At 62.1% G+C, this 21,914-nt stretch carries 32 protein-coding genes; 1 reads left to right on the top strand and 31 read right to left on the bottom strand.

Annotation, left to right across the window (positions count from 1 at the left end):
- Positions 1 to 33: 33 nt before the first annotated feature.
- From rpsM to rpsJ, 26 genes are all read right to left on the bottom strand, one after another.
- On the bottom strand, positions 34 to 402 hold the full coding sequence (gene rpsM, locus NTCA1_RS20350; RefSeq protein WP_086490038.1) for a 30S ribosomal protein S13: 369 nt from the start codon (positions 400 to 402) through the stop codon (positions 34 to 36).
- A gap of 328 nt (positions 403 to 730) precedes the next feature.
- Positions 731 to 1,309, bottom strand: coding sequence for an SRPBCC domain-containing protein (locus NTCA1_RS20345; protein WP_159831642.1), 579 nt, complete (start codon positions 1,307 to 1,309; stop codon positions 731 to 733).
- 39 nt (positions 1,310 to 1,348) lie between these two features.
- Positions 1,349 to 1,996 (bottom strand): adenylate kinase, encoded by a 648-nt coding sequence (locus tag NTCA1_RS20340; protein WP_086490040.1) that lies wholly within the window; start codon positions 1,994 to 1,996, stop codon positions 1,349 to 1,351.
- Positions 1,997 to 2,028: 32 nt separating this feature from the next.
- Positions 2,029 to 3,396, bottom strand: a complete 1,368-nt coding sequence (secY, locus tag NTCA1_RS20335) for a preprotein translocase subunit SecY (protein WP_159831641.1) — start codon at positions 3,394 to 3,396, stop codon at positions 2,029 to 2,031.
- Positions 3,397 to 3,603: 207 nt separating this feature from the next.
- Positions 3,604 to 4,083, bottom strand: a complete 480-nt coding sequence (rplO, locus tag NTCA1_RS20330) for a 50S ribosomal protein L15 (RefSeq protein ID WP_086490042.1) — start codon at positions 4,081 to 4,083, stop codon at positions 3,604 to 3,606.
- Positions 4,084 to 4,192: 109 nt separating this feature from the next.
- Complete coding sequence (locus tag NTCA1_RS20325; RefSeq protein ID WP_159831640.1) at positions 4,193 to 5,485, bottom strand: hypothetical protein; 1,293 nt, start codon at positions 5,483 to 5,485, stop codon at positions 4,193 to 4,195.
- Positions 5,486 to 5,657: 172 nt separating this feature from the next.
- Complete coding sequence (gene rpmD / locus NTCA1_RS20320) at positions 5,658 to 5,834, bottom strand: 50S ribosomal protein L30 (RefSeq protein WP_021233428.1); 177 nt, start codon at positions 5,832 to 5,834, stop codon at positions 5,658 to 5,660.
- Between the two features lie 6 nt (positions 5,835 to 5,840).
- Positions 5,841 to 6,545, bottom strand: coding sequence for a 30S ribosomal protein S5 (gene rpsE / locus NTCA1_RS20315; protein ID WP_086490044.1), 705 nt, complete (start codon positions 6,543 to 6,545; stop codon positions 5,841 to 5,843).
- A 2-nt stretch (positions 6,546 to 6,547) separates the two neighbouring features.
- Positions 6,548 to 6,886 (bottom strand): 50S ribosomal protein L18, encoded by a 339-nt coding sequence (gene rplR, locus NTCA1_RS20310; protein ID WP_086490045.1) that lies wholly within the window; start codon positions 6,884 to 6,886, stop codon positions 6,548 to 6,550.
- On the bottom strand, positions 6,886 to 7,419 hold the full coding sequence (gene rplF / locus NTCA1_RS20305; protein ID WP_086490046.1) for a 50S ribosomal protein L6: 534 nt from the start codon (positions 7,417 to 7,419) through the stop codon (positions 6,886 to 6,888). Before rplF ends, rplR begins: the two co-directional genes overlap by 1 nt.
- Positions 7,419 to 7,814 (bottom strand): 30S ribosomal protein S8, encoded by a 396-nt coding sequence (gene rpsH / locus NTCA1_RS20300; RefSeq protein WP_021233432.1) that lies wholly within the window; start codon positions 7,812 to 7,814, stop codon positions 7,419 to 7,421. The genes rplF and rpsH overlap by 1 nt, the downstream gene beginning before the upstream one ends.
- A 12-nt stretch (positions 7,815 to 7,826) precedes the next feature.
- The gene (rpsN, locus tag NTCA1_RS20295; protein WP_086490047.1) at positions 7,827 to 8,132 is read right to left on the bottom strand and encodes a 30S ribosomal protein S14; all 306 of its coding nucleotides are present in this window, start codon (positions 8,130 to 8,132) and stop codon (positions 7,827 to 7,829) included.
- Positions 8,133 to 8,158: 26 nt separating this feature from the next.
- Entirely contained in the window at positions 8,159 to 8,740 is a 582-nt protein-coding gene (gene rplE / locus NTCA1_RS20290; protein ID WP_086490048.1) for a 50S ribosomal protein L5, read from the bottom strand.
- Complete coding sequence (gene rplX, locus NTCA1_RS20285; protein ID WP_086490049.1) at positions 8,733 to 9,050, bottom strand: 50S ribosomal protein L24; 318 nt, start codon at positions 9,048 to 9,050, stop codon at positions 8,733 to 8,735. Before rplX ends, rplE begins: the two co-directional genes overlap by 8 nt.
- Complete coding sequence (rplN, locus tag NTCA1_RS20280) at positions 9,050 to 9,418, bottom strand: 50S ribosomal protein L14 (protein WP_086490050.1); 369 nt, start codon at positions 9,416 to 9,418, stop codon at positions 9,050 to 9,052. The genes rplX and rplN overlap by 1 nt, the downstream gene beginning before the upstream one ends.
- 203 nt (positions 9,419 to 9,621) lie before the next feature.
- Entirely contained in the window at positions 9,622 to 9,891 is a 270-nt protein-coding gene (rpsQ, locus tag NTCA1_RS20275) for a 30S ribosomal protein S17 (RefSeq protein WP_054440320.1), read from the bottom strand.
- 12 nt (positions 9,892 to 9,903) lie between these two features.
- Entirely contained in the window at positions 9,904 to 10,104 is a 201-nt protein-coding gene (rpmC, locus tag NTCA1_RS20270; protein ID WP_021233438.1) for a 50S ribosomal protein L29, read from the bottom strand.
- Positions 10,105 to 10,116: 12 nt separating this feature from the next.
- A complete protein-coding gene (rplP, locus tag NTCA1_RS20265) occupies positions 10,117 to 10,551 on the bottom strand; it encodes a 50S ribosomal protein L16 (protein WP_021233439.1) in 435 nt (144 codons plus the stop codon).
- A gap of 5 nt (positions 10,552 to 10,556) precedes the next feature.
- Entirely contained in the window at positions 10,557 to 11,267 is a 711-nt protein-coding gene (rpsC, locus tag NTCA1_RS20260) for a 30S ribosomal protein S3 (protein WP_086490051.1), read from the bottom strand.
- Positions 11,268 to 11,270: 3 nt separating this feature from the next.
- Positions 11,271 to 11,648, bottom strand: coding sequence for a 50S ribosomal protein L22 (gene rplV / locus NTCA1_RS20255; protein WP_086490052.1), 378 nt, complete (start codon positions 11,646 to 11,648; stop codon positions 11,271 to 11,273).
- A complete protein-coding gene (rpsS, locus tag NTCA1_RS20250) occupies positions 11,648 to 11,926 on the bottom strand; it encodes a 30S ribosomal protein S19 (RefSeq protein ID WP_086490053.1) in 279 nt (92 codons plus the stop codon). Before rpsS ends, rplV begins: the two co-directional genes overlap by 1 nt.
- Before the next feature lie 6 nt (positions 11,927 to 11,932).
- On the bottom strand, positions 11,933 to 12,769 hold the full coding sequence (gene rplB / locus NTCA1_RS20245) for a 50S ribosomal protein L2 (RefSeq protein WP_086490054.1): 837 nt from the start codon (positions 12,767 to 12,769) through the stop codon (positions 11,933 to 11,935).
- A gap of 5 nt (positions 12,770 to 12,774) precedes the next feature.
- Positions 12,775 to 13,086, bottom strand: a complete 312-nt coding sequence (locus tag NTCA1_RS20240) for a 50S ribosomal protein L23 (RefSeq protein WP_086490055.1) — start codon at positions 13,084 to 13,086, stop codon at positions 12,775 to 12,777.
- A complete protein-coding gene (gene rplD / locus NTCA1_RS20235) occupies positions 13,079 to 13,705 on the bottom strand; it encodes a 50S ribosomal protein L4 (RefSeq protein ID WP_086490056.1) in 627 nt (208 codons plus the stop codon). The genes NTCA1_RS20240 and rplD overlap by 8 nt, the downstream gene beginning before the upstream one ends.
- A gap of 2 nt (positions 13,706 to 13,707) precedes the next feature.
- Complete coding sequence (gene rplC / locus NTCA1_RS20230) at positions 13,708 to 14,463, bottom strand: 50S ribosomal protein L3 (RefSeq protein WP_086490057.1); 756 nt, start codon at positions 14,461 to 14,463, stop codon at positions 13,708 to 13,710.
- A 345-nt stretch (positions 14,464 to 14,808) separates the two neighbouring features.
- Positions 14,809 to 15,120 carry a 30S ribosomal protein S10 gene (gene rpsJ, locus NTCA1_RS20225; RefSeq protein ID WP_007011873.1) on the bottom strand — a complete coding sequence of 104 codons (312 nt, stop codon included), beginning with the start codon at positions 15,118 to 15,120 and terminating at the stop codon, positions 14,809 to 14,811.
- Positions 15,121 to 15,333: 213 nt separating this feature from the next.
- On the opposite strand from rpsJ, the gene NTCA1_RS20220 reads away from it, so the two are divergent.
- On the top strand, positions 15,334 to 15,822 hold the full coding sequence (locus NTCA1_RS20220) for a hypothetical protein (protein WP_159831639.1): 489 nt from the start codon (positions 15,334 to 15,336) through the stop codon (positions 15,820 to 15,822).
- A gap of 98 nt (positions 15,823 to 15,920) precedes the next feature.
- On the opposite strand, the gene tuf is transcribed toward NTCA1_RS20220, so the two are convergent.
- The 5 genes from tuf to NTCA1_RS20195 all read right to left on the bottom strand — a co-directional run.
- On the bottom strand, positions 15,921 to 17,111 hold the full coding sequence (gene tuf / locus NTCA1_RS20215) for an elongation factor Tu (protein WP_159831638.1): 1,191 nt from the start codon (positions 17,109 to 17,111) through the stop codon (positions 15,921 to 15,923).
- Between the two features lie 90 nt (positions 17,112 to 17,201).
- Positions 17,202 to 19,286 carry an elongation factor G gene (gene fusA, locus NTCA1_RS20210; protein WP_086490060.1) on the bottom strand — a complete coding sequence of 695 codons (2,085 nt, stop codon included), beginning with the start codon at positions 19,284 to 19,286 and terminating at the stop codon, positions 17,202 to 17,204.
- Positions 19,287 to 19,432: 146 nt separating this feature from the next.
- Entirely contained in the window at positions 19,433 to 19,903 is a 471-nt protein-coding gene (gene rpsG / locus NTCA1_RS20205; RefSeq protein WP_159831637.1) for a 30S ribosomal protein S7, read from the bottom strand.
- A 92-nt stretch (positions 19,904 to 19,995) separates the two neighbouring features.
- On the bottom strand, positions 19,996 to 20,367 hold the full coding sequence (rpsL, locus tag NTCA1_RS20200; protein WP_007011879.1) for a 30S ribosomal protein S12: 372 nt from the start codon (positions 20,365 to 20,367) through the stop codon (positions 19,996 to 19,998).
- A 658-nt stretch (positions 20,368 to 21,025) separates the two neighbouring features.
- Positions 21,026 to 21,914 (bottom strand): hypothetical protein (locus tag NTCA1_RS20195; protein ID WP_236549485.1); only part of this gene is annotated, 889 nt, incomplete at its 5' end.

Raw genomic sequence — 21,914 nt, 5'->3', positions numbered from 1 at the left:
AACCGATTGGGCCGATTGCTCGGCCCAGACGGCTTACTTCTTCTTGCCGGCGATCGGCTTGGCCTTGCCCTTGCGGGTGCGCGCATTGGTATGCGTGCGCTGGCCACGAACCGGCAGGCCCTTGCGGTGACGCAGGCCACGGTAGCAAGCGAGGTCCATGAGACGCTTGATGTTCATCGCGGTTTCGCGACGGAGGTCACCTTCAACCGTGTGATCGGCGTCGATGGTTTCGCGGATCTGCAGGACTTCGGCGTCCGACAGGTCCTGGATACGACGGCTGTGATCGATGCCGAGCTTGTCGGCGATTTCGAGAGCCTTGGTACGACCGATACCATGGATGTAGGTGAGCGCGATGATAACGCGCTTGTTGGTGGGGAGGTTTACCCCGGCAATACGAGCCACTTAATTCTCCATGCTCCACAGGGAGCGCCCTAGGGACGACCCCTATCTCAACGCTTATTCACCCGCCAGGCGTAAATGACAAAGACCGGGCAGGCAGCACACACGATGCCAACGCCTTCCGGTCACAGCCGAAACCTTTTGAGTGAAGGGCGCGCATAAAACGATTCGCAAGGCATGTCAACGCCTGCGAGTTCGTATCGCTCCATCCCGGCCTGCTGTCCAAGCCTGGGAGAGCGGTCGCACGCGAACCGTTTACCGCATCCGAAAAGTTTAGTCAAAGAAACGACTGTTGTTGCAAGACCATGCGCGCACCGAGGCGCCCAAAGCGTTAGTTCGCATCCTGCACGAGCCTGCCACCCAGCCTGGCGGCCAATCGTTCGACCTGGGACTCCAGCACGGCATCGACGGCCGGTGCGATTCGGCCCAGCCCGCCCCCTGCGCCGCCCCTCATGTATCCGGCAAGGACATATTCGGCGACGATCCGGGTGCCGCCCTGCTCCGCCTCCAAACTGAACGTCAACGTACCCTGGATCGCTTCGGCCTGAAGCGGCCCGAGGGCGCCGCTCATGCGAAGCAGCCTGCCTCTGTCCGAATGGATCACGCGCATGTGCTCGACGCCGCCCTTCCCGGGAAGCGCCTCGCAAAAGCAGCCGCCCGGGCGCGGATCGAGCGCCAGGTTGGCGGCACTGCCGGAATAGCTGTGCGCACCTTCCCACCAGGATGCGGGGACGATCAGAACCTGCCAGGCCTTGTCGGGAGGACCGGGCACCGCGGCGACATAACGCAGCACGGCGCCCTGATCCGAAACTTCGGCGACACGCGCCTGCGCGAAGCCACATGACGTCAGCCATGCCAGGATGCCTGCCGCCGTTAAAGCGGCCAGGCGAAACGATGCATCCCCTCTCATCCCAAGCCCCTGATACCGGCCGCGTCACGGCCGAGTATGTCAGGACTTGAGAATGGCTTCAATCGCTGTGGAGACTTCGTCCATCTCCGCCATGCCGTCCACTTTGGCGACGATTCCCCGCGCCTCGTAGATCGGCAGGATCGGCGCGGTCTTGGCGCGATATTCTGCCAGGCGGGTACGGACGGTTTCCGCATTGTCGTCAGGACGGCGCTTGAATTCCGTCCCGCCGCACTTGTCGCAGACGCCCGCCACTTTGGGCTTTTCGAACGTGTCGTGGTAGCCCTTGCCGCAAGTCGCACAAGTGAAACGACCGGTGATGCGTTCCACCAGCGCTTCTTCGTCGACTTCGAGTTCGATCACATGATCGAGCTTGCGACCGCGAGCCGACAGAATGCCGTCCAGCGATTCCGCCTGCGCTGCCGTGCGCGGATAGCCGTCGAAGATCGCGCCGACATCCGCGCCCATGGCATCGAGTTCGTCACCGATAAGCGCGGAAACGATGGCGTCCGACACCAGCTCGCCACGCTCCATCACCGCTTTGGCTTCCAGCCCCGTAGGGGTTCCCGCCTTAACGGCGGCGCGCAGCATGTCGCCGGTCGAAAGCTGGCGCATGCCGTGCTTGTCGACCAGACGCTGCGCCTGGGTACCCTTGCCCGCCCCCGGCGGGCCCAACAGGATGATATTCACGCCTTACCCCTCATCTGTCCCTGAATGCGCCCTCAGCGCATACGTCCCTTCAACTTCGCCTTCTTGATCAGGTCGCCATACTGATGCGCCAGCAGGTGCGACTGGATCTGGGTAATCGTGTCGACGGTGACGTTGACGACGATCAGCAGGCTGGTCCCACCCATGAACAACAGCGGCAGACCGGTCATCGAGAGGAAGTACTCGGGAACGGTGCAGACGATGGTCAGGTAGATCGCGCCGATCACGGTCACGCGGGTCAACACGTAATCGAGATAGTTCGCGGTGTTCTTGCCCGGACGGATACCGGGAATGAAGCCGCCGTTCTTCTTCAGGTTCTCGGCGGTCTCTTCGGGATTGAAGACGACAGCGGTGTAGAAGAACGAGAAGAAGATGATGCCGGCTGCGTAGAGCAGCATGTAGAGCGGCTTGCCATGCCCAAGGTACTGGTTGAGCGCGATCACGATCTTGCCGCCGGTGGTTTCCGGGTTCAGCGACTTGCCGGCAAACTGCGTGATGGTCAGCGGCAGCAGCAGCAGCGAGCTGGCGAAGATCGGCGGGATGACGCCCGCCGTGTTGATCTTGAGCGGCAGGTGGCTGCGATCGGCCTGCATCATGCCGCGCTGGGTCGCGCGCTTGGGATACTGGATCAGCAGGCGGCGCTGCGCACGCTCGGCGAAGCAGATCATAAGGATCATCGCCACGATCAGCACGATCAGGAAGATGATCAGCAGCGATCCCGTGTCACCGGCGCTATAGGCCTGGCCGACGTTGCTGGCGAAAGTCGGCATCTGCGCGACGATACCCGCCATGATGATCAGCGATACGCCGTTGCCGATACCGCGCGAGGTGATCTGCTCACCCAGCCACAGCAGGAACATCGTGCCGCCCACCAGCGAGATCACGGCGCCGATGCGGAACACCAGGCCCGGATCGACCACGGCCTGAAGACCGCTGGACGCACCGTAAGCCTCGAGGCTTACCGCCAGGAACCAGCCCTGGATCGCGCAAAGCAGCACGGCGCCGTAGCGCGTGTACTGGTTCAGCTTCTTGCGTCCGGCTTCGCCTTCCTTCTTAAGCGCCACCAGCGCCGGGTGAAGGGAAGCGGCCAGCTGCACCACGATCGAGCTGGTGATGTAAGGCATCACGCCGAGCGCGATCAGGCTCATGCGCGACAGCGATCCACCGGAGAAGGTGTTGAACAGGTCGAGAATGCCGCCCTGGGTCTTGCTGTAAAGCTGCGAGAGAATCAGCGGATTGACGCCGGGCAGCGGAACGAAGCTCAGGAATCGGAAAACGATCAGCGCGCCGATCGTGAACCAGATTCGGTTCTTGAGCTCGGTCGCCTTCGAGAAATTGGCCAGACTCAGGGTGCTGGCGATATTGTCGGCGCGTGAAGCCATGACGATTTGTAAAGCCTCGATAGTCGGTTCGGGTCCAGCCTTAGCGACTGCGTTCAGGCTTGTCGAACCCCGGTTCTGGTCGGTCCGCTCATATAGACATTCACGCCGCGTCTGGAAGACCTGCCGCCTGCATGCAGTCCGAATGAAGAGAGGGCGAAGCGCATGGCGCCCGCCCTCTCCTTATGAGCTTATCGCGGTTGCGATGCCTCAGGCCTCGGCTGCTTCCTTGGCGGGAAGAATCACCGAACCACCGGCCTTTTCGACCGCGGCAACGGCGCTCTTCGAAGCACCGGCGACGTTGAACTCGACCTTTTCGGTCAGTTCACCCTTGGCGAGGAGGCGAACGCCATCCTTGCCGCCACGGGCCAGGCCGGCGGCCTGGAGAACAGCGTGATCGACGACGCCCGAGATGTCGAGCTTGCCGGTTTCGATCGCCTTCTGGATCATGCCCAGATTCACTTCTGCGTAGTCCTTGGCGAACTTCTTGTTCGAGAAGCCGCGCTTCGGAAGACGCATGTGAAGCGGCATCTGGCCGCCTTCGAAGCCGTTGATCGAAACGCCCGAACGTGCCTTGGCACCCTTCTGGCCGCGGCCGGCAGTCTTGCCCTTGCCCGAGCCGATGCCACGGCCGACGCGGATACGACGGTGACGGGCGCCAGCGTTGTCGCGGATATCATTCAGTTTCATAGTCTGCACTCGCTTTCGCTTTTAGTCGCGCTAATAGGAATGGGCGCCCATAGGGGAAGGACGGGGCGATGTCACCCCTGAATCCGCACCCGGTTTTCGCGCCGGAGCCTCAGCTTCCCCGGAGACGGATGACGAGTTTCGCCTCGCCGGAAACCGTGCGCCCTTCGGGATCCCGCGCCGGATTCCACTTGAGCTGCTCCTGCCCCAGCTTGCAGATGTCCTTATCGAACTCTGCGGAAACGGTTTTCGGCTCGAACGCGCAGTGCTTTATCTGTCCTTTGGGATCCAGCGAGAACTTCAACTCGTGCCGCGTCATCGAATCCTTGTTGAATATGTCGCCATAGCGCTCGCCCAGCTTCCGCAGCTCGCCATTGAATGCGGCCTTGTTGCCATCGGGAAGCGCAGGATCTTCGGCCAGGGCGGCGTAGTCCTGCTCCGGCACCAAGGCCTTCATCCGCAGGACCATGGCGATCCAGGAACGCGCGCGGGCGATCTGCATCGGCGAATCGCGATCGACCAGCGCCTGGCATTGCGCACCGGACGGGCTCGCATGCTGCGACAGCAAGTACCTGGCCGCCGCGTCCCGGTGATAGGCGATGGCCCAGGCCAGCGGCGTCATCCCGAACAAGTCGGGCGAATCGATGGTGGTGGGCGCATCGAGGGCGTCTCCCGTCGCGTCCGCTGACGGTGTCTCTTCGATGAGCCTCCGCAGCGCCGCGACATTGCCCCGCCGCGCGGCATCGGCCAACGTCGCATTCTCCGGCAAGGGGCCGAGATCGGCGTAGCCATAGGAGCGACCGGTAGCCTTCGGAGCAGGCGTGAGGACCGCCTTGCCCTCTTTCGCACCTTCCTTGTCCTCCAGCTTCTCACCCGCGACGGCACGGCAGACGTCACGATAGGGATAGGCCGGATCGGCAATCAGTGTCTCGTTGAAGGTCCGCGCGAAATCACCGAGCTTGTCTTCGCTCTCACCGGCGGCTTCCGTTCCGGTTGCTTCGGGCGTCGGCGTGGGCGACGGTTCTTCGCCGAAATAGGTGACGACGCGGGCCATGCGCGGCGACAGTCCACCGCGCAGCACACATTGCGCGCCAAATTCGCTGGTATCGATGCCATCCAGCGTTACGGCGGCCACGAGGCGGAAATCACCGGCAGCGGCGGCCTTGCGGGCCTCCGCGACGGGATCGGCCTGACCGGCCGCCAGCAGCGCCTTGAGCGCCTTGTCCGCCAGACGATCGCGTTCGAGCGTGGCGGGATCCGCCAGCGGATCGTTGCAGGCCGGCTCGGCTGCCGGGCTCTCCTGCACATAAGTTTCGCCGTTGTCGCTTGGCTCGCTGCCGTCACAGCCGGAGACAGCGAGGGCGGCCAGGCACATGGTAGAGGCCGCGATGGTCCTGCGAAGCAATGTATCCCCCAGGGAAATCCAGATCCGGCCGCACCTAGCATAAGTCATGGGCACAAGTCATGGGCAGATGGAAAGTCGGAGGCGCAGCCACGCACAGATTTTGAGCCCAAACCAGAAAGGCCCCGGCGTTTCCGCCAGGGCCTTCCTTGTTATCGTGCCTGAAGCAGGTCGATCAGTCGATCACCGCAACCATGTGCGGCAGCTTGGCGATCGCACCGCGGACTTCCGGGGTGTCTTCGCGCTCGACGACCTTGTGCATCTTGCCGAGGCCAAGACCGATGAGGATCTTCTTCTGGCTCTCGGGGCGACGGATCGGCGAACCGATCTGCTTGATCTTGATCTTCGCCATGACTGATTACTCCGCGATGGCTTCGGCAGCGGCTTCCGCCTCTGCCTCGCTGGCGCCGCCACGACCCAGAAGGTCGGCGACCTTCTTGCCACGACGCTGGGCAACCGACTTCGGCGAAGTCTGGTTGGTCAGCGCATCGAAGGTGGCGCGGATCATGTTGTACGGGTTCGAGGTGCCGACCGACTTGGTCACGACGTCAGCGACGCCGAGGCTTTCGAACACGGCACGCATCGGACCACCGGCGATGATGCCCGTACCGGCCGGAGCCGTGCGGACGTTCACCTTGCCGGCGCCGAAGTGGCCACGGCCGTCGTGGTGAAGGGTGCGACCTTCCTTGAGCGGCACGCGGACCATCTTCTTCTTTGCAGAAGCAGTGGCCTTGGTGATCGCCTCGGGAACTTCGCGAGCCTTGGCGTGGCCGAAGCCGACGCGGCCCTTGCCGTCGCCAACGACGACGAGAGCTGCGAAACCGAAGCGCTTGCCGCCCTTCACGGTCTTCGAAACGCGGTTGATGTGGACGAGCTTCTCGATGAGCTCCTCGCCCTGTTCTTCCTCGTTGTTGCCACGACCGCCACGGCGGTCGTCGCGACGGCCACGGCCGCCACGCTCGCCGCGTTCGCCACGGCCGCGACCGCGACCGCGACCTTCACGGACTTCCTGGCCTTCAGCAGCCGGGACGTCGGTCTGGATTTCGGTGTTTTCGTCAGCCATGATCAGAACTCCAGCCCGCCTTCACGGGCGGCTTCGGCCAGCGCCTTGACGCGGCCATGGAAGAGGAAACCGCCACGGTCGAACACGACCGAGGTGATGCCCGCCTTCTTGGCGGCCTCGGCGAGTTCCTTGCCAACGCGCACTGCGGCATCGGTGTCGGTGCCCTTGGCGCCAAGCGTGTTGGCGGCAGCTACGGTGTGGCCCTGCGCATCGTCGATGATCTGCGCATAGATGTGACGGCCGGTACGGTGTACCGACAGACGGGGACGACCACCCGCACGGGCCTTGAGGGCGGTGCGGACGCGCCGGCGACGGCGCTCGAAAAGGGAAAGCTTGGCCATTACTTCTTCTTCCCTTCCTTGCGGAAGATGAATTCGCCGCGGTACTTGATGCCCTTGCCCTTGTAAGGCTCGGGCTTGCGCCAGCGACGGATCTCGGCCGCGAGCTGGCCGACCTTCTGCTTGTCGATACCCGAGATCTCGACCGTGGTGTTATCCGGGGTCTTGACCTCGATGCCTTCCGGCACGGCGATGTCGACGTCGTGCGAGTAACCGAGCTGCAGCTTCAGGTTCTTGCCCTGAGCCGCGGCGCGGTAGCCGACGCCCTTGATCTCGAGGACCTTGGTGAAGCCGCTGGTAACGCCTTCAACGAGGTTCGAGACGAGGGTGCGCTGCATGCCCCAGTGGCTGCGGGCAGCCTTGGTCTGGTTGGCAGGCTGAACGGCGATCGCACCTTCTTCGACTTCGTAAGTCACGAGGTCCGACAGACCCATGGTCAGGGTGCCCTTGGGGCCCTTCACCGAGAGGGTGCCGTTATCGATGGCGGCAGTGACCCCGCCAGGGATCACAACCGGCTTCTTGCCGATGCGGCTCATTAGAACACCTCCGCCAGCACTTCGCCGCCGACGTTCTGCGAACGTGCTTCGGCATCCGAGAGCACGCCGCGCGGCGTCGAGACGATGGTGATGCCGAGACCGTTGCGCACAACCGGGAGTTCCTTCGAACCCGAGTAGACGCGGCGGCCAGGCTTGGAGACGCGGGCGATGTGCTTGATAGCAGGCTCGCCTTCGAAATACTTCAGCTCGATGCGCAGCTGAGGGTGGGCACCGGTGGCGTCATCGCTGAAACCACGGATGTAACCTTCACGCTGCAGAACTTCGAGCACGCGCGCACGCAGCTTGCTGGCGGGAGAAAGGACGGTGTCCTTCTTCGCCTGCTGGCCGTTGCGGATGCGGGTGAGCATATCACCCAGGGGATCGGTCAATGCCATTGCTTCTAACCCTTACCAGCTCGACTTGGTCACGCCGGGGATCATGCCCTTGTTGGCAAGATCACGCAGCTCGACGCGGCACAGGCCGAACTTGCGGTAATAACCGCGCGGACGGCCGGTCGTGGCGCAACGATTGCGAACCCGGGTCGGGTTGCCGTTGCGCGGGATCTCGGCCAGCTTCAGGCGAGCAATGAGACGCTCGGTTTCATCGAGCGATTCATCAGCAGCGACCGCCTTGAGGCGCTCGTACTTGCCTGCATACTTCTTGACGAGCTTCTTGCGACGCTCGTTCTTGTTCACGGAACTCAGTTTCGCCATGGACTTAAGCTCTCTCTATCAGCGGCTCACGCCGCTTCCTTCTGTTCCGACTCTTCAGCCGGGAACGGGAAACCGAACAGACGGAGCAACTCGCGCGCTTCCTCGTCGGTCTTCGCGGTGGTGGTGACGATGATGTCCATGCCACGCACCTTCTCGATCTTGTCGTAGCTGATCTCCGGGAAGATGATCTGCTCCTTGAGACCCATCGCGTAGTTGCCGCGACCGTCGAACGACTTGGGGTTCAGGCCACGGAAGTCGCGGATGCGGGGCATCGCGATGGTGACGAGACGATCGAGGAACTCGTACATGCGCTCGCGGCGGAGCGTCACCTTGCAGCCGATCGGCATGCCTTCACGCAGCTTGAACTGCGCGATCGACTTGCGGGCCTTGGTGATGACGGGCTTCTGACCGGCGATGGCTTCCATCTCGGCAGCAGCGGTCTGGACCTTCTTCTTGTCCTGGCTCGCCTCGCCGACGCCCATGTTGAGCGTGATCTTCTCGATCTTCGGCACTTCCATCACGTTCTTGTAACCGAACTTCTCGGTCATCGCCTTCGCGATTTCAGCGTCGTACTTCGAGCGCAGACGCGGAGTGTACTGATCAGCCATCGATGGTCTCCCCGGACTTCACGGCCACGCGGACCTTCTTGCCGTCCTTGGTTTCGAAGCGAACGCGGGTCGGCTTGCCGTCCTTGTCGGCCACGGCAACCTTGCTGATCGCCATCGGGGCCGGAGTGCGCTCGATGCCGCCCTGCGGGTTCTGCTGGGTCGGCTTGCGGTGCTTGGTCGCGACGTTCACGCCCTCGACCACGACCTTGGCGTCCTTCGGGAGAACCTGAAGCACGGTGCCGGTGCGGCCCTTGTCCTTGCCGGACAGGACGACGACGGAGTCACCCTTCTTGATCTTCGCGGCAGCCATTACAGCACCTCCGGAGCAAGCGAGATGATCTTCATGAAGCCCTTGCCGCGAAGCTCGCGCACGACGGGGCCAAAGATACGGGTGCCGATCGGCTCCTCGTTCTTGTTGATGAGCACCGCTGCATTGCTGTCGAAGCGGATGACGCTGCCGTCGGTACGACGGACGTCCTTGCGGGTACGCACGATCACCGCGCGGTGAACGTCGCCCTTCTTGACGCGAGCGCGGGGCTGCGCCTCCTTAACCGACACCACGATGATGTCGCCGACGCCGGCGAAACGACGCTTAGAGCCACCCAGCACCTTGATGCACTGGACGCGCTTTGCGCCGCTGTTGTCCGCGACGTCGAGATTGGATTGCATCTGGATCATCGATCCGAGTCCTTCTCAACTGGCTTGCCGGAACAAGTCCGGCAGTTCCTAAAAAGACAGGCCCACGAGGGGCCCGAGTCGCCCCGACGGGCGAAGTGCGGCCATTTGCCGCATTCACCCGTCCAGGTCAACACTCTTGTCCGGCCCTGAGGCCGAGGCAGATCAAACCGGCCATATCCTCAAGGACATGGCCGGTGAGATTCTTATACCTCGGCTTCGAGCGCCGTACCCTTGCTCGCCTGAAGACGGTCAAGAACCTTCCAGGTCTTGGTCTTCGAGTAGGGCTTCGTCTCCTCGATCCGGACGCGTTCGCCGGTCTTGAAGGCGTTGTCTTCGTCGTGAGCGTGATACTTCTTCGAGCGACGGATGATCTTCCCGTAAAGCGGGTGCTTCACCTTGCGCTCGACCAGCACGGTCACGGTCTTGTCGGTCTTGTCGGAAACGACGGTCCCGATCAGAATACGCTTGGGCATCGTGTTTCCTCCTTAGGCCTGCGCCGCACGCTCGGCCTGGAGCGTCTTGATGCGGGCGATGTCACGACGCACCTGCTTGATGCGCGCGGGCGCCTCAAGCTGGCTGGTCGCGGCCTGGAACCGCAGGTTGAACTGCTCGCGCTTCAGCTCGACGAGATCAGCGGTGAGCTGGTCGTCGGTCTTGGCGCGAAGGTCTTCGATCTTGTTAGCCATGATTCGACTTCCTTACTCGCCGCCAAGGTGCGAGGTGTCGCCGAGGCGAGCCACGACCTTGGTCTTGATCGGCAGCTTCATCGCAGCGCGGCTGAAAGCCTCGGCTGCGAGGGGGCCAGCGACGCCGTCCAGCTCGAACAGGATGCGGCCCGGCTTGACGCGAGCTGCCCAGTATTCGACCGAACCCTTGCCCTTACCCTGACGGACTTCAGCAGGCTTCTTCGAAACCGGCACGTCGGGGAAAACGCGGATCCAGAGACGGCCCTGGCGCTTGATGTGACGCGTGATCGCGCGGCGAGCCGCTTCGATCTGGCGGGCGGTGATCCGCTCAGGCTCGAGGGCCTTGAGGCCGTACGAGCCGAAGTTCAGGTCGGTGCCGCCCTTGGCATCACCCTTGATCCGGCCCTTGAAGGCCTTGCGGAACTTGGTCTTCTTCGGTTGCAGCATGACTCTTAGTTCCTGCGGTCATCGCGTGCCGGACGCACGCCGGAGGTCTGGGCCTCCATCATCAGGCGGTCCTGCGCCATCGGGTCGTGGCCAAGGATTTCGCCCTTGAAGATCCAGACCTTGATGCCGATGATGCCATAGGCGGTCAGCGCCTCGGCTTCGGCATAGTCGATGTTGGCACGCAGGGTGTGAAGCGGCACGCGGCCTTCACGGTACCATTCGGTACGCGCGATTTCCGCACCGCCGAGGCGACCACCGCAAGTGATCTTGATGCCTTCGGCGCCGAGACGAAGGGCCGACTGAACGGCGCGCTTCATCGCACGGCGGAACGCAACGCGGCGGACGAGCTGGTCGGCGATGCCCTGGGCGACGAGCTTCGAGTCGATTTCCGGCTTGCGGATTTCGACGATGTTCAGCTTCACTTCGCTCGAGGTCATCGCTGCAAGCTGCTTGCGCAGCTTCTCGATGTCCGCGCCCTTCTTGCCGATGATCACACCGGGGCGGGCTGCGTAGATCGAGATGCGGCACAGCTTGGCCGGACGCTCGATCACCACCTTCGAGATCGCAGCCTGGGGCACGGTCTCGATGATGAACTTGCGGATCTTGAGGTCTTCCTCAAGAAGCTTGCCGTAGTCCCGGCCTTCCGCGAACCAGCGGCTGTCCCAGGTACGGTTGATCTGCAGACGCAGACCGATCGGATTGCTCTTATGACCCATGGATCAGGCCTCCTCGACTTCGCGAACGACGATCCGCAGGCGCGAAAACGGCTTGAGGATACGGGTGGACTTGCCGCGACCACGGGCGTGGAAACGCTTCATGGTGATCGACTTGCCAACCGACGCCTCGGCGACGACGAGAGCGTCGACGTCGAGATTGTGGTTGTTTTCCGCGTTCGCGATCGCCGAAGCGAGGATCTTGCGAGCGTCCTGAGCCATCGCCTTCTTGGAGAAGGCCAGGATGTTCATCGCGTCCTCGGCCTTGCGGCCACGGATCAGGGCGGCGACGAGGTTGAGCTTCTGGGCGGAACCACGAATGGTGGTGCCGACCGCAAGAGCTTCCTTCTCGCCAACGCGGCGGGGTGCTGCCTGCTTGCTCATTAGCGCTTGCCCTTCTTGTCGGCAGCGTGACCCGGGAAGGTGCGCGTGGGCGCGAATTCACCGAGCTTGTGGCCGACCATGTCCTCGTTGACCGAGACGGGGATGAACTTGTGTCCGTTGTAGACCTGGAAGGTCAGGCCAACGAACTGCGGAAGGATGGTGGACCGACGCGACCAGGTCTTGATCGGGGCAGCCTTTGCACCGGCATCCTGCGCGACCTCGGCCTTCTTGAGAAGGTACAGGTCGACGAAGGGGCCTTTCCAGACGGAACGTGCCATCGTGTCTTACCTCTTCTTCTTGGCGTGGCGCGAACGGATGATCATCTTGTCCGTCTGCTTGTTGTTGCGGGTACGAGCGCCCTTGGTCGGCTTGCCCCACGGGGTAACCGGGTGACGGCCGCCCGAGGTACGGCCTTCACCACCACCGTGCGGGTGGTCGACCGGGTTCTTGGCAACACCGCGGGTCAGCGGGCGACGGCCCAGCCAACGGCCGCGACCGGCCTTGGCGAGGGTCTGGTTGGCGTTGTCGGGGTTCGACACGGCGCCAACGGTGCCCATGCAGTCGCCACGCAGGTAACGCTGCTCGCCCGAGTTGAGGCGAACGATGACCATGCCGCGGTCACGACCGACGACCTGCACGTAGGTGCCTGCCGAACGGGCGATCTGGCCGCCCTTGCCGGGCTTCATCTCGACGTTGTGGCAGATCGTGCCGACCGGCATCTGCGACAGAAGCATGGCGTTGCCCGGCTTCACGTCGGTCTTTTCGCCGGCGACAACGACGTCGCCGACGGCGAGGCGCTGCGGCGCGATGATGTAGGTCAGTTCACCGTCGGTGTACTTCACGAGCGCGATGAAGGCGGTGCGGTTGGGATCGTATTCGATCCGCTCCACGGTCGCTTCCATGTCCCACTTACGACGCTTGAAGTCGATGAAGCGGTACTTCTGCTTGTGACCACCGGCGATGCCACGCGAGGTGACATGACCCTTGTTGTTGCGGCCACCGGTCTTGTTCTTACCTTCGGTAAGCGCCTTGACCGGCTTGCCCTTCCACAGCGACGACTTGTCGACAAGGACCAGGCCGCGGCGAGCGGGGCTGGTCGGGTTGTAGCTCTTAAGTGCCATCGGAATTAACCCCGCACGCCTTCGGTGATGTCAATCGACTGGCCTTCGGCCAGCGTGACGATCGCCTTCTTCACGTCGCTGCGGCGGTAAGCCTTACCGCGCCAGCGCTTGGTCTTGCCCTTGACGACCAGCGTGTTCACGCCGGTGACCTTGACGTCGAAGAGAGCTTCGACGGCGGCCTTGATCTCGGGCTTGGTCGCCTTGTCAGCAACCTTGAAGACGACGGCGTTCTGCTCGGAAAGCAGGGTCGACTTCTCGGTGATGTGCGGCGAGAGGATCACGTCGTAGTGACGGATGTCCACGTTGCTCTTAGCCATTGAAACGTGCCTCCAGCTTTTCGACAGCGGCGCGGGTGAGCACCAGCGTGTCGTGCTTCAGGATGTCGTAAACGTTGGCGCCGACAGCGGGGAGCACGTTGATGCCGACGATGTTGCGGGCAGCGCGGGCGAAGCCCTCGTTGACCTGCTCACCATCGACCACGAGCACCTTCTTGCCGAAACCAGCCTTTGCGAGCTGGCCGACGAGCGCCTTGGTCTTGGCGTCGGCGACGTCGAGGGTGTCGACGACGACGAGGCCGTTCTGGGCCTTCGACGACAGGGCCATCTTGAGGCCGAGCGCACGGATCTTCTTGTTCAGCGAGATGTTGAACTCGCGGCGACGAGCACCGTGAGCCTTACCACCGCCGATGAAGACGGGTGCAGCGCGGTCGCCGTGACGAGCCGTACCGCCGCCCTTCTGGCGACCGAACTTCTTGCCCGTGCGGGCAACGTCCGAACGCTCGCGGGTCGCGCGGGCGATGCCGCGACGGTTTTCGAGCTGCCAGGTAACGACGCGGTGCAGGATGTCGGCGCGCGGCTCGAGACCGAACACGTCGTCAGACAGTTCGATGTCGCCCTTGCCGGCAGTGCCGTCGAGGTTGAGGACCTGAACCTTCATGATTAGCCCTCCTGGCCTTCGGTCGCTTCGGGAGCCGCGGCTTCGGCCGGGGTCACGGCAGCGGCCGTATCATTGGTGTTGCTGGCCGACTTGATGCCGGCGGGGTACGGAGCCTCGGCGTGACGGGCGACCTTGACGGCGTCCGAAACGGTGAGCCAGGCGTTCTTCGAACCGGGGACCGAGCCCTTGACGAAGATCAGGCCACGCTCGTCGTCCACGCGGACGACTTCGAGGTTCTGCTGGGTGCGCTGACGGTCGCCCATGTGGCCGGCCATCTTCTTGTTCTTGAACACCTTGCCCGGATCCTGACGGTTACCCGTCGAACCGTGCGCACGGTGCGAGATCGAAACACCGTGGGTGGCGCGCATACCGCCGAAGCCCCAGCGCTTCATGGCGCCCTGGAAGCCCTTGCCCTGGGTGTGGCCGCCTACGTCGACCAGCTGGCCGGGCACGAAGTGCGAGGCAGCGATCGTGGCGCCGACTTCGAGGAGGGCGTCGTCGGCGACGCGGAATTCCGCGACGCGCATCTTGAGGGGAACCTGAGCCTTTGCGAAGTGCTCGCGCTGCGGCTTGGCAACGTTCTTCTGCTTTGCTTCGCCCGCACCGAGCTGAACCGCGACGTAGCCGTCACGATCAGCAGTACGAACCGAAACCACCTGACAGTCTTCAAGTGCCAGGACAGTGACGGGCACGTGGCGACCGTCCTCCTGGAACAGGCGGGTCATCCCGACTTTCTTGGCGATCACGCCTGTACGCATGACCTTTCTCCTTACAGAGGCGTACGCAGGACCATCCCTCGTACGCGTGTCCAACCCTGTTATGATACGAACCCCGTCCGGGTCAGGTGTTCCCTGCAAGTCCGGCACGGACTGCGGAAACGAGACGGGGGACGCATTCCCGACGATCCCGAAGGAAACGGCGGAGGTATCCCTTGTGTCCCCTTGCGGTCCTCCGCTTGGGGCGCTGTCTCTGCGAACTTCCGTTCGCAAAGCCGGCATCTTGGCCGACAAGGTAATTTGGACCCGAGGATCCGAATTTCACCGATCGTTTTAAGTCCGATCAAAAGACTGCCGGGGCCGCCGATGGCAGCCCCGAAAACCGGCTCAGGCCAGCTTGATCTCGACGTTCACGCCGGCAGCCAGGTCGAGCTTCATCAGAGCGTCGACGGTAGCTGCGTTCGGCTGCACGATGTCAAGCAGGCGCTTGTAGGTGCGGACTTCGAACTGCTCACGCGACTTCTTGTCGATGTGCGGACCACGGTTGACCGTGAACTTCTCGATCTTCGTCGGCAGGGGAATGGGCCCACGAATCAGAGCGCCGGTGCGGCGGGCCGTGTCAGCGATTTCGCCAGTGGCCTGGTCGAGCACGCGATGGTCAAACGCCTTGAGGCGGATACGGATGTTCTGAGCTTCCATTACCTACTACCGATGAGAAAGAGCCATAGGACCAGAAGTCCCGTCAAATTCGAACCGCGCCCCTACACGGTGAAGGCGAGTCGGGCAAGCCCTGATTTCACGCCGCCCGGCAGGTTTTGCGAGGGCTCTGGACGCCGTTCGTCGCATCTGCCCTTCCCTACCCTTTGCCTGCATCCTAGGCTGACAGGGCGACGCCTAACAGAAGCCGCTCCAATGCCCTCCATCACCACGACAATTTCCCGCGCACTTGCCGCGCTGACCCTTGCATCCCTGACTCCGGTCGCCGTTGCAGCCCAAGGCTCCGGCGGAACGGGCACCCCAACCGACCTCGAAGACAGCGACATGCTCACCGCCCGCGCTGCCATGCCCGATACCACCGGCGGCACCGTGGACGACGCCTGCCGTGAAGCCGCCCGCGCCAGCAACGGCGGCAATGACGGCACGATCGTCTTCTGCGACCACGGCGGCGACGGCAACAACCCGCGCGTCCCGGCATCGAAGTCCTTGGACGAAAGCACGCGTACGGGCGCGGCATACCCGCCCGACGTCGGACATTTGCCCGGCTGCCTCGGTCCCTGCATCACTATACCGTTCGGGCGCGTGCCGGAACCGGTCTACTACATCGACCTCAAGTCGATTCCCGAGGCCCCCAAGGGCTCGGATGCATGGAAGATCGGCCAGGGCGAGTTACGAGCGCGCTGAGGGCGACCGCCAGAACTTCAAGCCCTTTAACGCGAAAAGCCCGGCGCCTCTTTCGAGACGCCGGGCCAATCACTTAGCCGAAGCTGAAGATCGACGAATTACTTCGTGATCTTGGCAACGACGCCCGAACCGACGGTGCGGCCGCCTTCGCGGATTGCGAAGCGGAGACCTTCGTCCATGGCGATCGGAGCGATCAGCTTGACCGACAGGGCAACGTTGTCGCCCGGCATGACCATCTCGGTGCCCTCGGGGAGGATCACTTCGCCGGTCACGTCGGTGGTGCGGAAGTAGAACTGCGGACGGTAGTTCGCGAAGAACGGCGTGTGACGGCCGCCTTCGTCCTTCGACAGGACGTAGACTTCAGCCGAGAACTCGGTGTGCGGGGTCACGGTGCCCGGCTTGGCGAGAACCTGGCCGCGCTCAACGTCTTCACGCTTCAGGCCACGAACCAGCGCGCCGATGTTGTCGCCGGCTTCACCCTGGTCGAGCAGCTTGCGGAACATTTCGACGCCGGTGACGGTGGTCTTCTGGGTGTCGCGGATACCGACGACTTCGACTTCTTCACCGACCTTGATGATGCCGGTTTCGACGCGGCCGGTCACAACCGTACCACGACCCGAGATCGAGAACACGTCTTCGACGGGCATCAGGAACGACTTGTCGGTCGGGCGCGGCGGCTGCGGGATGAAGTCGTCGACGGCCTTCATGAGCTCGAGGATCGAGTTCTTGCCGATTTCGTCGTCACGGCCTTCAAGAGCGGCCAGAGCCGAACCCTTGACGACGGGGATGTTGTCGCCGTCGAAGTCGTACGACGAGAGCAGTTCGCGAACTTCGAGTTCGACGAGCTCGAGGAGCTCGGCGTCGTCGACCTGGTCGACCTTGTTCATGTACACGACCAGCTGCGGCACACCGACCTGGCGAGCGAGCAGGATGTGTTCGCGGGTCTGCGGCATCGGGCCGTCAGCAGCGTTCACGACCAGGATAGCGCCGTCCATCTGGGCAGCACCGGTGATCATGTTCTTCACGTAGTCAGCGTGACCCGGGCAGTCGACGTGCGCGTAGTGACGGGCATCGGTTTCGTACTCGACGTGTGCGGTCGAGATGGTGATGCCGCGCTCGCGCTCTTCCGGAGCCTTGTCGATGTTCGAGAAGTCAACGGCTTCGCCGCCGAATGCCTCGGCCATGACCTTGGTGATGGCAGCCGTAAGGGTGGTCTTGCCATGGTCAACGTGACCGATGGTGCCGATGTTGCAGTGCGGCTTGTTCCGCTCGAATTTTGCCTTCGCCATTTTCAAACCTTCTTTGCTTGAATTGTAATCTGCGGGAATGTGAGGCAGCGCCCGCCGAAACAGGCGCCGCCACTAGAATGATCTTGCCGTTTAGGCAAGCTTCTCCTTGACCTCGGCCGCGACGTTCGCCGGGACTTCGTCATAGTGGGAGAAGAACATCGAGTAGTTTGCACGACCCTGGGTGAACGAGCGGAGCTGGTTCACGTAGCCGAACATGTTCGCCAGCGGGACCATGGCTTCGACGACCTGGGCATTGCCGCGGCTGTCGGTGCCCTGGATCTGGCCACGACGGCTGTTCATGTCGCCGATGACGTCGCCGAGGTATTCCTCGGGGGTGACGACTTCGACCTTCATGATCGGCTCGAGCAGCTTGATGCCGGACTTCTGCGCGACTTCACGCATGGCACCGCGACCGGCGATTTCGAAGGCCAGGGCCGACGAGTCGACGTCGTGGTAGGCACCGTCGTAGAGGACGATGTCGAAGTCGATGATCGGGAAGCCGACCAGCGAGCCCGAGGCAGCGGTTTCGCGCATGCCCTTTTCGATCGCGGGGATATATTCCTTCGGAATGTTACCGCCCTTGATCTCGTCCTTGAAGGTGATGCCCGCACCGCGCTCGCCCGGCGTGACCTTGATCTTCACGCGACCGAACTGACCGGTACCGCCCGACTGCTTCTTGTGGGTGTAGTCCACATCGACAGGCTTGGCGAGGTATTCGCGATAGGCGACCTGCGGAGCACCGACGTTGGCTTCGACCTTGAACTCGCGACGCATGCGGTCGACGATGATGTCCAGGTGAAGTTCGCCCATGCCCTTGATGATCGTCTGGCCCGACTCGTGGTCGGTCGAGACGCGGAACGAGGGATCCTCGGCCGAGAGACGGTTGAGCGCGACGCCCATCTTCTCCTGGTCGGCCTTGGTCTTCGGTTCCACCGACAGTTCGATGACCGGCTCGGGGAATTCCATGCGTTCGAGAACGATCGGCGCCTTTTCGGAGCAGAGCGTGTCGCCCGTGGTGGTTTCCTTCATGCCGGCAAGAGCAACGATGTCGCCCGCGAAGGCTTCTTCGATGTCCTTACGGTCGTTGGCGTGCATTTCGAGAATGCGGCCAACCTTTTCCTTCTTGCCCTTCACCGAGTTCAGGTACGAGCCCTTCGAGAGCGTACCCGAGTAGATGCGGCAGAAGGTGAGCGAACCGACGAACGGGTCGTTCATGACCTTGAACGCGAGAGCCGAGAACGGCGCGCTGTCTTCCGGCGGACGGCTGTCGGCCTCGTCGCTGTCGACCTTGACGCCCTGGACGTCTTCGATGTCGAGCGGCGAAGGCAGGTAGTCGACAACGGCGTCGAGCAGGGGCTGAACGCCCTTGTTCTTGAACGCCGAACCGCAGACGACCGGCACGAACGCATGAGCCAGCGTACCCTTGCGGATCAGCTTCTTCAGCGTGGCGACGTCGGGCTCGTTGCCTTCGAGGTAGGCTTCCATCGCCTCGTCGTCCTGTTCGACGGCGAGTTCGATGAGCTTGGTACGATACTCGGCAGCTTCGTCAGCCAGGTCAGCCGGGATTTCTTCATAGAAGAATTCGGCGCCGAGCGATTCGTCCTTCCAGACGATCGCGCGGTTGTGAACCAGGTCGACCAGACCCTTCAGATCCGATTCGAGACCGATCGGAATGTAGAGCACGGCAGGGGTCGCACCGAGGCGGTCGATGATCGACTGCACGCAGTACTTGAAGTTCGCGCCGGTGCGGTCGAGCTTGTTGATGAAGCACATGCGCGGAACGCCGTACTTGTCGGCCTGGCGCCACACGGTTTCCGACTGCGGTTCAACGCCGGCAACGCCGTCGAAGCAGGCGACCGCACCGTCGAGCACGCGCAGCGAGCGTTCGACTTCGATGGTGAAGTCGACGTGCCCGGGGGTGTCGATGATGTTGATGCGGTATTCCTGGCCCTCGGACGTCCAGAAGCAGGTGGTCGCAGCCGAGGTGATGGTGATGCCGCGTTCCTGCTCCTGCTCCATCCAGTCCATGGTAGCAGCGCCGTCGTGGACTTCGCCGATCTTGTAGGACTTGCCGGTGTAGTAGAGGATACGCTCGGTCGTGGTGGTCTTGCCGGCGTCGATGTGCGCCATGATACCGATGTTACGGTACATATTGAGCGGATGGCTGCGTGCCATGGTGATTTCCTTACCAGGAGTGTTTCGGGAGCGAGGCGGCCTTCAGATAAGACCTCGCCCCCTGAAATAAAAGTGTGACGCCCGGATGACCGCCCGGCCCTTCGACAAGCTCAGGGTGAGCGGGCTTCCGGGCCCACACACTCACATTACCAGCGGTAGTGCGAGAAGGCGCGGTTCGCGTCCGCCATGCGGTGCGTGTCTTCGCGCTTCTTCACGGCATTGCCGCGGTTGTTGGCAGCGTCGAGCAACTCGCCCGAGAGACGCGCCGACATGGTGGTCTCGGGACGGTTGCGGGCCGCGGCGATCAGCCAGCGGATGGCCAGGGCCTGGGCGCGCTCGGGGCGCACTTCGACCGGAACCTGGTAGGTCGCACCACCGACGCGGCGGCTGCGGACTTCGATCTGCGGCTTCACGTTGTTCAGGGCATCGTGGAACAGCTGGACCGGGTCCGACTTGGCGCGGGTTTCCATGGTTTCCATGGCACCGTAGACGATCGATTCGGCGACCGACTTCTTGCCGTCGAGCATGAGGTTGTTCATGAACTTCGACAGGACCTGATCACCGAACTTCGGATCAGGCAGGATTTCCCGCTTCTCGGGACGACGACGACGTGACATCGTTGGTATTCCTTGTTCTTTCGGGCGGGAGCGTGAGCATCACCGGCCGGTAAATCATGTACCGTGCGAGGCGCGAGGCCCCGCGGGCCGGCTTACTTCGGACGCTTGGCGCCGTACTTCGAGCGCGACTGCTTGCGGTCCTTGACGCCCTGCGTGTCGAGCACGCCGCGCAGGATGTGGTAGCGCACGCCGGGAAGGTCGCGGACGCGGCCGCCGCGGATGAGCACGACCGAGTGCTCCTGCAGGTTGTGGCCTTCACCCGGGATGTACGAAATGACTTCGCGGCTGTTGGTCAGGCGCACCTTGGCGACCTTGCGGAGAGCCGAGTTCGGCTTCTTCGGGGTCGTGGTGTACACGCGGGTGCAGACGCCGCGCTTCTGCGGGTTCTGCTCCATGGCAGGAACCTTCGACTTGGCCTTCTGCGGCTCGCGGCCCTTGCGGACCAGCTGGTTGATAGTGGGCATCTATACTCTTCTTTCAAATGGGAGTGCGATGGATCGGCGCCGAAACGATCGGCAGCGACCCGTCGCACCCCGGAGGCCTCCGGGCCGGCACATTCGAAAGGGAGAGTGAGAGGTCATGCATGCCGCCGAGCCTGCCCGCCTGCGCCCGTTACCCCGGCCGAAACCGGAACCACTGGCCGCGAAGCACAACGCCCGCCGCACACATGAGCCGAAAAACACTCCACCCGGCCGAAATGCCGGATTACTTTGCCATGCGCCCTTTCCGTCACGGACCCTCATGCGACTCGCAAGGGGCACCGCCTTTCGCCGCAGGACTGCTCCGAAAGGCCCGGAAATGCTGACATGGCAATGTTCAGCTCTATGTCGTTTCCTTCGGGAATACCCGCAGGAGATGCGCGCTCTTAGGAGATTTGGGGGTTGGGGTCAAGGAAATCGGCAATGAGAGGCATCGGTCGGCTGCAGAAATGCGGCTTCCGAATTGCTGCGCAAACTCGCTGCCGCAAGACAATGCCGGAGAACGTCGACAACAAGTCCCTCACCCCTATCAGTCCAACAGGGTTTATCGAGAGACCGCATCAAGCACATGCTCAACCAAATCAAGATCAATCGAGCCACCCGCCGCTACAAATGACTGGCACGACGCAAATTTATCTTCATTTTAAAATGAATAAGACGAAAGTAACATTAAACTAAATATAGGACGAGTTTTATACCTAATTGCCGTTTCACCAGCAGGGAGAAGCTGATCTTCTTTGATTCCATTTCCAAGCGTTTTCGCACTTATGTCAACCAATCCACCAATACCTATATTAAAACTGTCGTTACTTGGATTACTTTTAACTGGGCGACGTAGTCCAAGCATAATACCGGCTCCAATAGCATCAATTATGTTATTAGAACTTGGCTGCACCGCTATGAATGGACCGAAGCCCCATCGCTTTGGCCCCTCGCTCAATATTTGACCTGAAAAATCCTTTTTATCTGGGATATTCTCGATGTTACCCCCAAGCAGCCCGCCTAACGGAACGCCATCAGGCGTAAAGAGATAATGTGTCTCGAGGAAAATTCGAGCCGATGCGTTCGACTCCTTATTGACCCTCACGACACCATTTTCATCGAGCGATGCATCTTCTAGGCGATCGTAACCAAAATTATAAGTGAAAGCCATTCCAACACCAAAATCTATCCCGCCGAATTTCTGCCTTCCTGAATTATTTTCAGCCAACGATACCGGAGTAATCTCCGTTATTTTCATCGGCTTCCCCGCTTCATCCTTAGTCTCTGTGACTTTAACCTGAGAGTTATTGGATGCAACAGCGTTGGTAAGAGCACTCAAATCTGAAGACGAAGTGATTTGGTTTGGCACAGGAACTATCGTCGGCTTTGCTGCACTCACTCCTGCACTAGATGCCACTTCCTCCACACCTCCACCATCAGAACTCTTAACAGCCGCCTTCAGCGCAGCCTCTTCGCGCGCAACCTGGGCCTTAACAGGCTGCGGAAAAAGTAGCTTGCCCTGAAGAGGCATTGCTGATTCCAGGATTGCG

The sequence above is a fragment of the Novosphingobium sp. TCA1 genome (assembly GCF_009811895.1).
In the GTDB taxonomy this organism is placed as follows: Bacteria; Pseudomonadota; Alphaproteobacteria; order Sphingomonadales; family Sphingomonadaceae; genus Novosphingobium; species Novosphingobium panipatense_A.
This window is presented reverse-complemented; position numbering and strand designations above follow the sequence as displayed.

Excerpts from the sequence above, each read along its gene's own strand:
- NTCA1_RS20220 (WP_159831639.1), top strand. The coding sequence starts at position 15,334 with ATGCCCTCCATCACCACGACAATTTCCCGCGCACTTGCCGCGCTGACC.
- rpsL (WP_007011879.1), bottom strand. The coding sequence starts at position 20,367 with ATGCCCACTATCAACCAGCTGGTCCGCAAGGGCCGCGAGCCGCAGAAG.
- rplC (WP_086490057.1), bottom strand. The coding sequence starts at position 14,463 with ATGCGTACAGGCGTGATCGCCAAGAAAGTCGGGATGACCCGCCTGTTC.
- rpmC (WP_021233438.1), bottom strand. The coding sequence starts at position 10,104 with ATGGCTAACAAGATCGAAGACCTTCGCGCCAAGACCGACGACCAGCTC.
- rplO (WP_086490042.1), bottom strand. The coding sequence starts at position 4,083 with ATGAAACTGAATGATATCCGCGACAACGCTGGCGCCCGTCACCGTCGT.
- rpsE (WP_086490044.1), bottom strand. The coding sequence starts at position 6,545 with ATGGCTGACGAAAACACCGAAATCCAGACCGACGTCCCGGCTGCTGAA.
- rplE (WP_086490048.1), bottom strand. The coding sequence starts at position 8,740 with ATGGCTGATCAGTACACTCCGCGTCTGCGCTCGAAGTACGACGCTGAA.
- rpmD (WP_021233428.1), bottom strand. The coding sequence starts at position 5,834 with ATGGCGAAGATCAAGATCAAGCAGATCGGTTCGCCGATCCGTCGCCCC.
- rplN (WP_086490050.1), bottom strand. The coding sequence starts at position 9,418 with ATGATCCAGATGCAATCCAATCTCGACGTCGCGGACAACAGCGGCGCA.
- rpsS (WP_086490053.1), bottom strand. The coding sequence starts at position 11,926 with ATGGCACGTTCCGTCTGGAAAGGCCCCTTCGTCGACCTGTACCTTCTC.
- rpsH (WP_021233432.1), bottom strand. The coding sequence starts at position 7,814 with ATGGCATTGACCGATCCCCTGGGTGATATGCTCACCCGCATCCGCAAC.
- rplX (WP_086490049.1), bottom strand. The coding sequence starts at position 9,050 with ATGGCTGCCGCGAAGATCAAGAAGGGTGACTCCGTCGTCGTCCTGTCC.
- rplV (WP_086490052.1), bottom strand. The coding sequence starts at position 11,648 with ATGAGCAAGCAGGCAGCACCCCGCCGCGTTGGCGAGAAGGAAGCTCTT.
- rplF (WP_086490046.1), bottom strand. The coding sequence starts at position 7,419 with ATGAGCCGCATCGGCAAGAAGCCGGTTGTGATCCCTGGCGGGGTCACT.
- rplR (WP_086490045.1), bottom strand. The coding sequence starts at position 6,886 with ATGGCCAAGCTTTCCCTTTTCGAGCGCCGTCGCCGGCGCGTCCGCACC.
- NTCA1_RS20240 (WP_086490055.1), bottom strand. The coding sequence starts at position 13,086 with ATGGCTAAGAGCAACGTGGACATCCGTCACTACGACGTGATCCTCTCG.
- secY (WP_159831641.1), bottom strand. The coding sequence starts at position 3,396 with ATGGCTTCACGCGCCGACAATATCGCCAGCACCCTGAGTCTGGCCAAT.
- rpsN (WP_086490047.1), bottom strand. The coding sequence starts at position 8,132 with ATGGCGAAACTGAGTTCCGTGAACAAGAACGAGCGTCGCAAGAAGCTC.
- NTCA1_RS20345 (WP_159831642.1), bottom strand. The coding sequence starts at position 1,309 with ATGAGAGGGGATGCATCGTTTCGCCTGGCCGCTTTAACGGCGGCAGGC.
- fusA (WP_086490060.1), bottom strand. The coding sequence starts at position 19,286 with ATGGCACGCAGCCATCCGCTCAATATGTACCGTAACATCGGTATCATG.
- rplB (WP_086490054.1), bottom strand. The coding sequence starts at position 12,769 with ATGGCACTTAAGAGCTACAACCCGACCAGCCCCGCTCGCCGCGGCCTG.
- rpsQ (WP_054440320.1), bottom strand. The coding sequence starts at position 9,891 with ATGCCCAAGCGTATTCTGATCGGGACCGTCGTTTCCGACAAGACCGAC.
- rplD (WP_086490056.1), bottom strand. The coding sequence starts at position 13,705 with ATGAAGGTTCAGGTCCTCAACCTCGACGGCACTGCCGGCAAGGGCGAC.
- rpsG (WP_159831637.1), bottom strand. The coding sequence starts at position 19,903 with ATGTCACGTCGTCGTCGTCCCGAGAAGCGGGAAATCCTGCCTGATCCG.
- rpsC (WP_086490051.1), bottom strand. The coding sequence starts at position 11,267 with ATGGGTCATAAGAGCAATCCGATCGGTCTGCGTCTGCAGATCAACCGT.
- rpsJ (WP_007011873.1), bottom strand. The coding sequence starts at position 15,120 with ATGGAAGCTCAGAACATCCGTATCCGCCTCAAGGCGTTTGACCATCGC.
- rplP (WP_021233439.1), bottom strand. The coding sequence starts at position 10,551 with ATGCTGCAACCGAAGAAGACCAAGTTCCGCAAGGCCTTCAAGGGCCGG.
- tuf (WP_159831638.1), bottom strand. The coding sequence starts at position 17,111 with ATGGCGAAGGCAAAATTCGAGCGGAACAAGCCGCACTGCAACATCGGC.